Consider the following 10746-nt stretch of genomic DNA (forward strand, 5'->3'; position numbering starts at 1 on the left):
TCGGTGCGTGCGGCGTGCGCGGCGGGACCTCAGCCGGCGAGGCTGCGCAGGTGGGCGCGGATGACGCGGACGGCGTTCTCGGCGTCGTCGACGGTCACCGTGAAGAGTTTGCCGTCGACCAGTGTCAGCTCGAAGCCCTCGCCGCGCCGGACGATCACCGCGGTGCCCTTCTCGGGGCGCCAGCGGCAGCCCCAGCCGCCCCAGTGCTGCGGGGTGATCCGGGGGAGGAACTCGGCCGAGGCCACGTCGGCCAGCTCGATCCTGCGGCGCGGGAAGCCGATGTGGCCGCAGCGCACCACGAGGGCCTGCGTGTCGATGGTGACGGCGACGTACACGAAGGCGACCGTGCCGTAGACCATGAGCAGCCCGGCGGCGAGGCAGCCGGTCACCGCCATGAGGAGCGGGACGAAGCCGGAGGTCCACGCGTTGTCGACGGCCAGCTCGATGCCGAGCGCCACGCAGGCCGCACCGGCCGCCGCGAGCAGCCACTGCAGGGGGTTGTTGGCCCTGCCCGTCCAGAGCGGACCAGGGGGGTGACCCGTCATACGTAGCAGCGTACCCACGTTCCGGAAGGACACCACCGTCGCGCGTCCGGCCGCCCGGTGGACGTTCCTAGGTGGCCTGGCGGGCCACGCGGTAGCGGAGGTGCACGACCTTCGAGCCGAAGGTGCGGGTCTCGACGAGTTGGAGATCCACCCGGCGGCCGTGCTGGGGGAAGAAGGGGATGCCGCCGCCGACCAGCACCGGGTAGACCATGACCCGGTACTCGTCGATCAGGTCCATCTCGGCCGCCTCGGCGGCGAGCGTCGCGCCGCCGAGGGCGATGTCGCCGTCCCCCGGCTCGGCCCGCAACCGCTCGATCTCCTCGGCGAGGCCGGCCGAGGCCAGGCGGGCGTTGCCCTGCACCGTCGACAGGGTGCTGGAGAACACCACCTTCGGAAGCGGGTTCCAGACCTCGACCCATTCGAGTGATGCGGGGTCGAGTGTCTCCTTGTCGACGGTCTCCCAGTAGAGCATCGTCTCGTACAGTCGCCGCCCCAACAGGTGGACGCCGAGTTCACGGGTCCCGTCGATCCAGAAGCGGAAGATCTCGTCGTCGGGTTCCGTCCACTCGAAGTCGCCGTCCGGCCCGACGATGTAGCCGTCGAGTGAGACACCCATCGCATAGGTCACGCTTCGCATAAGAAGTCCTCCTCGGTCAGGATCCGACAGTACGGCTGCCGGACGGGGCGGAACTCGTCGCGACGCGCGCGAGCCTCCGCGCCGGGCGTTTCAGCCCGGGAGGAGGGCCACGAGCGCGTCGCGCAGGGCGGGGCGGCGACCGGTCATGAACCGGTGCAGGGTCCGGGAACAGAGGGCGACGCGCTGGGCGCTGCGGCGGCGCTCCGCGTCGTACGCGCGCAGGGCGCCGGGCAGCCCGCCCGGCCCGGCGGCGGCGACGGCGCGGGTCAGGGCCTCGGCGTCGAGCAGGGCGGTGCAGGCGCCCTGGCCGAGGTTGGGCGTCATGGCGTGGGCGGCGTCACCGACGAGGGCGACGCGGCCGTCGGCGACGAAGGAGGGGAGTGCGGGGTGGAGGTGGCGGATCTCGTAGCGGATCCAGGTCGCGGGGTCGGTTTCGGCCAGGATCCGCGGGACGGGGTCGTGCCAGCCGGCGAAGGCCTCCCGTACTTCTCGTACGGTGGTGGCCGCGGGCACGGTGGCGTACCAGTTGGTGCGGCCGGGCTCGACGGGGGTCATGCCGAAGAAGCGGCCGTCGCCCCAGGTCTCGCCGTGGACCGCGGTCTCGAATCCGGCGGTGCCGATCCAGGCGACCGTACCGACCGGGCGGGGCCCGCTGCGCGTGCCGAAGTACGCCGTCCGCACCACGCTGTTGATGCCGTCCGCGCCGACGACCAGGTCTGCGTCGAGTGCACGGGAGTCGGTCAGGGGCCGCCCGTACCCGATCCGCACGCCGCCGAGGCGGTCGAGCTCGGCGAGCAGGGCGTCGATCAGATACGGACGGGAGATGAGCAGCTCCGGCCGGCCCGCCCTGCGTTCGATCCGTTCGAGCGGCAGGGCGGCCAGGACCGTGCCGTCGGGGCGGCGGATGCGGGCGTCGCGGTACGGGACCGCGCGGGCCCGCAGGGCGTCGCCGAGGCCGAGGCGGTCGAGTGCGGTCTGGGCGGTGGGGTGGAGGCCGAAGGCGGTTCCGTAGCGTTCGAGGGCGGCCCGCCGCTCCAGGACGGTCACCGTCCAGCCCGCACGGCGCAGGCCGATGGCGGTGGCGAGCCCGCCGACCCCGGCTCCGGCCACGAGGGCCGCGCCCACGCCGGGCCGGGCGGGCCCGGGCGGAGCACCGGTCCTGGTGCCGGTCTCGCTCCCGGTCCTGGCCCCGGCCCCGGCCCCGGATTTGGCCCCGGTGCGGCTCCCGTCCGCGGTCTCACCGTTCATGGGTCGTCCCTCCCGTGCGCGCCGACCACCGCCACCACAGCCGTGGTACTACACCTGTGGTACCACGGCTGTGGTTATGCTGGCAACGTGAATCAGGACCGAAGGGACCGGCTGCGGGACGCGGCCGTCGTCGTACTGGCGGAGTCGGGCGGGCGCGGGCTGACCCACCGGGCCGTCGACGCGGCAGCGGACGTACCGACGGGCACGGCCAAGAACTACTTCCCCACGCGCGACGCCCTGCTCCGGGCGGTGGCCGAACGCTGCGTGGAGCAGTACCGGGCACTGGCCGCGTCCCTGGCGGGGGCCGGGCCGGGTCCGGCCGACGCCGGGCAACTGGCTGCGCTGCTCGCCGGATTGCTGCGGGACGTGGCGGGGCCGGGCCGCCCCCGCGTCCTGGCCTATCTGGAGCTGCAGACCGAGGGGACGCGGCGGCCATGGCTGGCCGCACTGCTGGACCCGATCGCCGCGGCGGACTTCGCCGCGCACGCGCACCTGTTGCGGACGGCCGGGCTGCCGGCGGGGCCGGAGCGGGCCCGGGCGCTGACCCTCGCCCTCCACGGCGCCATCCCCCACCTGCTGAGCGGAGCCCCGGCGACGCTGGCGGCCGCCGGCCTGGACGACCTGGACCGGTTCGCCCGCGGGCTGCTGGCCTCCGTACTCCCCGAGGAGCCACGATGACCGCGCCCAGCCGGCTCGACCGGGCCGTGGGAGCCGTGCTCGGCTCCGCCGCGGGCGACGCCCTCGGCGCCCCGTACGAGTTCGGTCCGGCAGGGCAGTTGAGCGCGCGGGGCGAGGAGATGCGCGGGGGCGGCGGCTGGGATCCGGGCGAAGCGACGGACGACACACAGATGGCCGTCCTGATCGCCGAATCGCTGCTGGAACACGACGGCCTCGAACTCCCCGACGTCTTCGCCCGGTTCCAGCGGTGGGCCGCCGGGCACCCCAAGGACATCGGCCTGCAGACCGAGGACGTGCTCACCAGCGGCGAGCCATGGGACCTCGCGGCGGCGCTGCACTTCCAGATCAACGCCCGGGCGGCGGGCAATGGTTCCCTGATGCGGGCCGCCACCCCGGCCGTGTACTTCGCCGCCGCCGGACGGGAGGCGACCATGGACGCAGCGCGCCGGATCGCCGCGCTCACCCACGGCGATCCGGCCGCCTGGGAGGGGACCGCGATCCTGCACGAGCTCGTCCGGGTCGCCCTGGACGGCGCCGATCCGCTCACCGCCCTCCCGGCCGCCCTCGACGCGGTGCACCCGGACCACCGCGAGCGCTACGGCCGGGTGCTCGCCCCCGACTGGCACCCCGGCCTGGCCACCGAGTTCAACGGGGCGGTGTGGCCCTGCCTGGGCTCGGCGGTGTGGGCACTGCGCACCACCACCGGGTTCGCCGAGGCCGTACGGGCCGCCGTGGACCTGGGCGGGGACACGGACACGGTGGCCGCGGTGACGGGCGCCCTGGCCGGCGCGCGGTACGGGCAGGGCGCGGTGCCCGCCCCCTGGACGGCCGCGCTCCACGTGCCGTTGCCCGGGTTCGGCGAACGGGTCCTGGACGCCGACGACCTGCGCGCACTGGCTCAGCGGCTCGCGGTGGCCGGCTCCCGCTGAAGTTCCAGGCGGCGGCCCCGGAATCCGGCGCGCAACCGCCGGTCGTGCGTGACCACCACCAGGGTTCCGCCGAAGTGGGCCAGGGCCGCCTCCAGTTCCTCCACCACGGCCGGGGCCAGGTGGTTCGTGGGTTCGTCCAGCAGGAGCAGGTCGAGGGGCCGCGCCACCAGCCGGGCCAGTTCCAGCTTCCGGCGCTGACCGGCCGAGAGGGTGCGCACCGGCCGGGTCACGTCGGCCGGGGCCAGCAGGCCGAGCCCGGCGACGAACCGGTCGGCGTGCTCCGGTCCGAACAGCTCGACGACGGAGCGGTGTTCGCCCGCCCAGGGGTCGTCCTGCCGCAGCAGCCCCACGCGCGCGGGTGTCCGTACCAGGCCCCGCTCGGGACGCAGTTCGCCCGCCAAAAGGTGCAACAGGGTCGACTTCCCTACTCCGTTGGGGCCGGTGACCAGGAGTCGCTCCCCCGGTGCAAGGTGGAGTGTGACCGGGTCGAGCCGTCCCGGCAGCGCCGCGCCGGCCAGTTCCACGGCCCCGGCGGCGCCTTCGGTGAACCGCCCGGTGAAGACGAGCGGCCGCGGGGGCGGCGGTACCGGGTTCTCGGTCAGCCGGTGCAGGCGTTCGCGGGCCGTGCGGATGCGGCTCGCGGCGCCGTGGGTGCGCGAGCGGGCGCGGAAGGCTCCGGCTCCGCTGAAGCCGCGCGGCAGCTTGCGCGGGATGGCGGCGAACCGCCCGATGTTGGTCTCGGCGAGCCGTTCGGCGCTGCGCACCTCCTCGCGCCACTCCTCGTACTCCCGCTCCCGGCGGGCCCGTTCGGCGGCGCGGCCGGCCAGGAACCCGCCGTATCCGTTGCCGAAGCGGCGTACCGTGCGTCGGTCCGCGTCGACCTCCAGGACGGCGGTGGTGACCCGGTCGAGGAAGAGCCGGTCGTGGGTGACGGCCACGAGGGTTCCGCGGCGGGCCAGCAGATGGTCCTCCAGCCAGGCGACGGCCTCGTCGTCGAGGTCGTTGGTGGGCTCGTCGAGCAGGAGCAGTTCCGGCTCGGCGGCCAGCGCGGCCGCGAGGGCGAGCCGGGAGCGCTGGCCGCCGGACAGGGTGCCGAGCCGGCGGTCGGGGTCGAGGCCGGCGCGTTCGCCGAGGCGTCGCAGGGTGGTCGCGACCCGCCGCCGGGCGTCGCGGCCGCCGCGCGCGTCGTAGGCGGCGAGGAGGTCCCCGTACGCGGCGAGCTCCTCGGGGCCGGCCCGGTGCAGGAGGGCCTCGGCGGCGCGGATCCGGCGTTCGAGGGCGCGCAGGTCGGCGAGGGCGAGGTCGACGGCCTCGCCGACCCGGGCGTCCGGGGGAAGGTCGAGGGTCTGCGCGAGATGCGCGGTGCCGCCGGGGGCGGTGACGGTGATCTCGCCGTGGTCGGGGCGTTCCCGCCCGGCAAGGAGCCGGAGCAGGGTGGACTTGCCGGAGCCGTTGTCGCCGACGACACCGACCCGCTCGCCGGGCCGGACCGTGCAGCTGACCCGGTCCAGGACGACGCGGGTGTCGTAGCTCTTGGTGACCTCGGACAGGACGATCTGGGTGGAGGCGAGTGGAGCGCGCAAGGGCGGTTCCTTCCGAAGGGGACACTGCAGTTCGAGACGAAACGTTGCGTCTCGTCGCGCGGAGAAACATAACCCAGCCGCGGAAAGTCCGCAAGACGCTCCGTCTCGCCTATCGGTGGAACCGCCCTCGGCCCCCGTGCGGTGGGCGGCCGCGAACGCGACAGCCCCCCGGGGGGGGGTCAGCCCACGGGCGCGCCCTGGCCGGCCAGCAGCCGGCCTTCGGCGTAGGCGAACGCGGCGGCGGGCAGGGCTGCCACGCGACCGCTGTGCAGGACGGTCAGGCCGCCCGTGCGGGGCAGGCCCGGCTCGGGGGTGACGCCGATACGGCGCAGAGCCTGGACGGCGACCGGCTCGGCGGAGCCGTGGAAGACCAGCTCCGCTCCCCCGGTCCGCGCGGCGAGCGCGGCCCGGATGGGGCCCTCGGTCAGCTCGTAGTGGGTGCACCCGAGCACGACGTCGGTGACGTCGGCCGGGGTCAGCGCGGCGGCCGCGGCGACGGCCGCGGTCACAGCGGCGTCGTCGGCGGCCTCCACGGCGTCGGCGAGCCCCGGGCAGGGCACCTCGGTGACCCGGGCGCCGGTGGCGAAGTCGCGGATGAGCCCGCGCTGGTAGGTGCTGCCGGTGGTGGCGGGGGTGGCCCAGATGGCCACCCGGCCGCCGGCCGCGGCGGCCGGCTTGATCGCGGGCACGGTCCCGATGACCGGGATGGCCGGCTCCAGCTCGGCCCGCAGCGCGTTCAGGGCGTGCACGCTGGCGGTGTTGCAGGCCACGATCAGCGCGTCGGGACGGAGCTCGGCGGCGGCCCGGGCCACGGCCAGGGCCCGGCCGGCGAGGTCGTCGGGGGTACGCGGGCCCCAGGGCATCCCCTCGGGGTCGGAGGAGACGACCAGATCCGCGTCCGGCCGCAGCCGCCGCACCGCTGCGGCCGCCGCGAGGAGGCCGATTCCGGAGTCCATGAGCGCGATCTTCACCCGCCCACCTTAGTCGACCCCACCCCGCCCGACCCCACGCACTCGTACACCCGCCCCAGTCCCCCACCCCCACCGGCCCCCGTACGGCCCGCCCCACCAAGGCCCCCACAGACCCAGCCCCGGCGCCGCCTCAGCCATCCCACGTGACCCGGCCCAGGCCGAAGCCGCCCACCGGCGTACCCGTCCGCGCCCGCCTGCGGCAGCCCGCACCCCGACGACCACGCACCTCCCGGACCCGGCGAAGCCGCAGCGCCACGCCGGCCCGCCCGGCACGGGCCGCACACCCGGGCCCTCGCCGACCTGCCCGGCCCGGGGGCCCGCCTGCCCGGCACGGGCCCCGCGCGGGCGTCCGGGTTCGGCCGGCTTCCCGGAGGGGCGCCGCACCGGGGGCTCGGGTGCGCGACAGGGGCGCCGGGGCGCGGGACACTGCCGCCATGGGTCTTCCCACCGTCGCCACCCTCGCCGTCGCCGCGTCCTGGGCCTCCCTCGCCGCCTGGCTCTGGCTGACCTTCGCCCAGGGCATGTTCTGGCGCACCGACGTCCGGCTCCCCCCGCGCACCGCCCCCGCCCGCTGGCCGTCCGTCGCGATCGTCGTCCCCGCCCGGGACGAGGCCGGGGTGCTGCCCCTGAGCCTGCCCTCGCTCATCGCACAGGACTATCCCGGCGAGGCCGAGGTCATCCTCGTCGACGACGGCAGCACGGACGGCACCGGCCGCCTCGCACTGCGGATCGCCGCCGAACAGCCCGGCCTCCCGCTGACCGTCGTCTCGCCCGGCGACCCCGCCCCCGGCTGGACCGGCAAGCTCTGGGCACTGCGCCACGGCATCGCGCTCGCCCGCACCGCCCACCCCACCGAGCCCGATTTCCTCCTGCTCACCGACGCCGACATCGCCCACGAACCCGACAGTCTGCGCGAACTGGTCTCGGCCGCGACCTCCGCCGAGCTCGACCTCGTCTCGCAGATGGCCCGCCTGCGCGTCGCCGGCGCCTGGGAGCGGCTCGTCGTACCGGCCTTCGTGTACTTCTTCGCCCAGCTCTACCCCTTCCGGTGGGTCAACCGGCCCGGCGCCCGCACCGCCGCGGCCGCGGGCGGCTGCGTACTGCTGCGCACCGGCGCCGCCGTCCGCGCCGGGATCCCCGACCGGATCCGGCAGGCCGTCATCGACGACGTCTCCCTGGCCCGCGCGGTCCAGGACTCCGGCGGCCGCATCTGGCTGGGGCTCGCCGAGCGGGTGGACAGCATCCGCCCCTACCCGGCCCTCGCGGACCTGTGGCGGATGGTCTCGCGCAGCGCCTACGCGCAACTGCGCCACCAGCCCCTGCTGCTGGCCGGGACGGTCGCCGGGCTGACGCTCGTCTACCTGGTGCCCCCGGCCGCCCTCCTGGCGGGCCTCGCCGCCGGGCACCCCGCGGCCGCATGGGCCGGCGGCCTCGCCTGGCTGCTCATGGCCGGCACCTACCTGCCGATGCTGCGCTACTACCGCCGGTCGCCGGCACTCGCGCCGCTGCTTCCGTTCACCGCGCTGCTGTACCTCCTGATGACCGTCGGCTCGGCCGTCCAGCACTACCGCGGACGCGGCGCCGCGTGGAAGGGCCGCACCTATGCCCGGCCGAGCGACGCCTGAACCGGCGGACCACCCGTCCGGACCCGCGTCATCCGAGGTCACCGCATTGTGACGCTGCGTCAGCAAGAAGTCGGTGCAACGCACAACCGGTGGGTACGAGTTGGAGCAAGGCGGGACGGAAGTGACCAAAACGTGCACGTGGACGCCAAGTGAAAGGTGGGGCTCTGACCTGCGAATATGCAGGTCAGCGCGGTGTTGACGTCGCCTCGCTATGGACCCGGTGAATTCGTGGGCTTAACTTATGTCTCATGACCTCCCCCCGCTCCACTTATGGCGGCGGTTACTACTCCGCGCCCTCTTTCCCGGACACCCCCATCTACGACTCCCTCGTCGCAGAACGGGGCACTCCGCAGATCGCCCCGATCCGCGTCCCGGCCGCCTACGAGTCCCCGAGCGCGGGTTATTCGAGCGGCGGGTACCTGCCGGCCCTCCCCTCGGCCCTGCCCGCACTGCCGCCTGCCGCCCCTCAGCAGCAGGCCCCGGCATACGGCTATCCGTACCAGCAGCAGGCCGCTCCGCAGCCGATGCCGCTGCAGAACGCGCCCGCCCCCTACATTCCGCAGCAGCAGCCGGTCGCGGCCCGCGCCGGGTACATGCCGCAGCCCCAGCCGCAGCAGCCCCGCCCGGCGGCCATGGCCACCGGCTACGAGGCGATGCGTCCGGCCGCGCCGCGCCCCATGCAGGTGCCGGCTCCGGTCGCGGGCGCCTCGTACGAGGACCCCTACGGCCGCTCCTACCAGGGACGCGGCTACTGACGGGGCCCCTCGCGCGCGCCGGGACGGCGGGGCGGGCTGGCACTATGCCCCCATGTCGAAGTTGCACGTTCAGGCGCTCCACGTCCACCCCGTCAAGTCGCTGGCGGGGACCGCTCCCGATGCGGTGGCCGTGGAGCCCTGGGGTCTGTCCGGGGACCGTCGCTGGGCCCTGATCGACCCGGAAGGCACGGTTCTCACCCAACGCCGCCATCCCCGGCTGGCGTTGGCCTCGGCGCGCCCGCTGGGCGGCGACCGGATCGCGGTGACCGCTCCCGGCCTGGCGGAGCTGGTCGTGGAGGTGCCCGAGCCCGGTCCGCTGGAGCCGGTCTCCCTGTTCGGGAAGAAGGTCGAGACCGTGGTCGCGGCGGGGGCCGCGGCCGACTGGTTCAGCGCGTACCTAGGGGTTCCGGTCCGGCTGGTGCACCTGGACGACCCGGCCGTACGGCGTCCGGTGGACCCGGACTACGCACTGCCGGGCGAGACGGTGAGCCTGGCCGACGGCTATCCGCTGCTGCTGACCACACTCGCCTCGCTCGACGCCCTGAACGCGCTGATCGCGCGGGGGGATCATCCCGAGGAGGGGCCGCTGCCCATGGACCGCTTCCGTCCGAACGTGGTGGTGGCGGGGGCCGAGGCCTGGGCGGAGGACGGCTGGCAGCGCGTCGCGATCGGTGACGCCCTCTTCCGCGGGGCGCGCGAATGCGGCCGGTGCGTCGTCACCACCACCGACCAGCGGACGGCCGAGCGGGGCAGGGAGCCGCTGAAGACACTGGCCCGGCACCGGCGGATCGGGAAGTCGCTGGCCTTCGGGCGGCTGCTGGTTCCGCTCCGGCCGGGCACCCTGCACATCGGCGACGAGGTCCGCGTCCTCGCCTGACGGGCCGCTTCCGGGTGGCGGCCGGAGCACAGGAATGACACCTTCGAGGGGCTCTGCCCCCGAGCTGGAACCAACCGGCGTGACCAGGCCGTTGGAGCAGTCGGAACGGGAGACAGGCGGAGACTGGCGCAAGGAGGGGGAGCCGGACCGTGCGGACAGCCATGGGTGTGTGGCGCTGGCGGCGCAATCCGCTGCGCCGGCCGACCGATCTCTTCGAGGCGTGGGTGGCCTTCGCCGCGCTGGTGTGCGTCGTGGTGGTGGCTCCGGCCGTCGGCTGGGTCGCGGGCCTGCGGGTGGACGGCACGCTCCAGCAGGCGGTGCACGCGCAGCGGCAGGAGCGTCATCTCGTGCCGGCCGTGGTGGTCCGCCCCGCCCCTGAAGCGGAGCCGTCCGGGGACCCCGCGGTGCAGCGGACGGCCCCGCGGCGTACGCAGATCGTCGCCTCCTGGACCGCGCCCGACGGCAGCAGCCACGAGGGCACGGTGCCGGCCGCGGAGGAACCGCCGCACCCCGGCGACCGGTTCCGCATATGGACCGACGCGCGGGGCCGGCTGGTGGGACGGCCGCTGGACCCGTCCGCCGCCTCCTTCCACGCGGGGACGGCGGGCCTGGCGGCCGCGGCGGGGGTGGCCGTCCTGGCCGTGACGGTCCGCCGCCTGGTCGTACGCCGGCTCATGCATCGTCGGTACATACGGCTGGACCGGGCGTGGGCGGCCGCCGGGCCGGACTGGGGCCGGGCGGGCGCCGGTGGCTGACCTGGCAGCCCTACTGCTCCGCGCGCGCTACGGTGGAGCGGCCGGACAGGTCGCTCCAGGGGCAGCAGTTGCCCGAGTGGCCTCGGAGATCAGCGGCTCCGGCCGCATCGGCAGCATGAGCACGAGGGTGGGGGCACGACAGC

At 75.2% G+C, this 10746-nt stretch carries 11 protein-coding genes; 6 read left to right on the plus strand and 5 right to left on the minus strand.

What is annotated here, in order from left to right; translation table 11 throughout:
* Positions 1-29: 29 nt before the first annotated feature.
* The 3 genes from NRK68_RS03945 to NRK68_RS03955 form a co-directional block, all read right to left on the minus strand.
* Positions 30-545 (minus strand): hypothetical protein, encoded by a 516-nt coding sequence (locus NRK68_RS03945; protein WP_257854945.1) that lies wholly within the window; start codon positions 543-545, stop codon positions 30-32.
* A 67-nt stretch (positions 546-612) separates the two neighbouring features.
* The gene (locus NRK68_RS03950; RefSeq protein WP_183065726.1) at positions 613-1182 is read right to left on the minus strand and encodes a dihydrofolate reductase family protein; all 570 of its coding nucleotides are present in this window, start codon (positions 1180-1182) and stop codon (positions 613-615) included.
* A gap of 90 nt (positions 1183-1272) precedes the next feature.
* Positions 1273-2292 (minus strand): FAD-dependent oxidoreductase, encoded by a 1020-nt coding sequence (locus tag NRK68_RS03955; RefSeq protein WP_257854946.1) that lies wholly within the window; start codon positions 2290-2292, stop codon positions 1273-1275.
* 225 nt (positions 2293-2517) lie between these two features.
* Here NRK68_RS03955 and NRK68_RS03960 point away from each other — a divergent pair, with 225 nt between their 5' ends.
* Both NRK68_RS03960 and NRK68_RS03965 read left to right on the plus strand, forming a co-directional pair.
* Positions 2518-3108 carry a TetR/AcrR family transcriptional regulator gene (locus NRK68_RS03960; RefSeq protein WP_257854947.1) on the plus strand — a complete coding sequence of 197 codons (591 nt, stop codon included), beginning with the start codon at positions 2518-2520 and terminating at the stop codon, positions 3106-3108.
* On the plus strand, positions 3105-4037 hold the full coding sequence (locus NRK68_RS03965; protein ID WP_257854948.1) for an ADP-ribosylglycohydrolase family protein: 933 nt from the start codon (positions 3105-3107) through the stop codon (positions 4035-4037). Before NRK68_RS03960 ends, NRK68_RS03965 begins: the two co-directional genes overlap by 4 nt.
* Here NRK68_RS03965 and NRK68_RS03970 read toward each other — a convergent pair.
* Complete coding sequence (locus NRK68_RS03970) at positions 4007-5620, minus strand: ATP-binding cassette domain-containing protein (RefSeq protein WP_257854950.1); 1614 nt, start codon at positions 5618-5620, stop codon at positions 4007-4009. The genes NRK68_RS03965 and NRK68_RS03970 overlap by 31 nt on opposite strands.
* A 179-nt stretch (positions 5621-5799) precedes the next feature.
* Positions 5800-6591 (minus strand): glutamate racemase, encoded by a 792-nt coding sequence (locus NRK68_RS03975; RefSeq protein WP_257854951.1) that lies wholly within the window; start codon positions 6589-6591, stop codon positions 5800-5802.
* Between the two features lie 434 nt (positions 6592-7025).
* Here NRK68_RS03975 and NRK68_RS03980 point away from each other — a divergent pair, with 434 nt between their 5' ends.
* The 4 genes from NRK68_RS03980 (at position 7026) to NRK68_RS03995 (ending at position 10603) form a co-directional block, all read left to right on the plus strand.
* Complete coding sequence (locus NRK68_RS03980; RefSeq protein WP_183065720.1) at positions 7026-8216, plus strand: glycosyltransferase; 1191 nt, start codon at positions 7026-7028, stop codon at positions 8214-8216.
* A gap of 248 nt (positions 8217-8464) precedes the next feature.
* A complete protein-coding gene (locus NRK68_RS03985; RefSeq protein WP_183065719.1) occupies positions 8465-8971 on the plus strand; it encodes a DUF6643 family protein in 507 nt (168 codons plus the stop codon).
* Positions 8972-9023: 52 nt separating this feature from the next.
* On the plus strand, positions 9024-9848 hold the full coding sequence (locus tag NRK68_RS03990; RefSeq protein ID WP_183065718.1) for an MOSC domain-containing protein: 825 nt from the start codon (positions 9024-9026) through the stop codon (positions 9846-9848).
* Positions 9849-9997: 149 nt separating this feature from the next.
* The gene (locus NRK68_RS03995) at positions 9998-10603 is read left to right on the plus strand and encodes an Rv1733c family protein (RefSeq protein ID WP_257854952.1); all 606 of its coding nucleotides are present in this window, start codon (positions 9998-10000) and stop codon (positions 10601-10603) included.
* The last annotated feature ends 143 nt before the right edge of the window (positions 10604-10746 follow it).

This window comes from Streptomyces yangpuensis (assembly GCF_024666385.1).
In the GTDB taxonomy this organism is placed as follows: domain Bacteria; phylum Actinomycetota; class Actinomycetes; order Streptomycetales; family Streptomycetaceae; genus Streptomyces; species Streptomyces yangpuensis.

Coding starts and splice junctions, on each gene's coding strand:
- NRK68_RS03985 (WP_183065719.1), top strand. CDS start 8,465: ATGACCTCCCCCCGCTCCACTTATGGCGGCGGTTACTACTCCGCGCCC.
- NRK68_RS03980 (WP_183065720.1), top strand. CDS start 7,026: ATGGGTCTTCCCACCGTCGCCACCCTCGCCGTCGCCGCGTCCTGGGCC.
- NRK68_RS03950 (WP_183065726.1), bottom strand. CDS start 1,182: ATGCGAAGCGTGACCTATGCGATGGGTGTCTCACTCGACGGCTACATC.
- NRK68_RS03965 (WP_257854948.1), top strand. CDS start 3,105: ATGACCGCGCCCAGCCGGCTCGACCGGGCCGTGGGAGCCGTGCTCGGC.
- NRK68_RS03990 (WP_183065718.1), top strand. CDS start 9,024: ATGTCGAAGTTGCACGTTCAGGCGCTCCACGTCCACCCCGTCAAGTCG.
- NRK68_RS03945 (WP_257854945.1), bottom strand. CDS start 545: ATGACGGGTCACCCCCCTGGTCCGCTCTGGACGGGCAGGGCCAACAAC.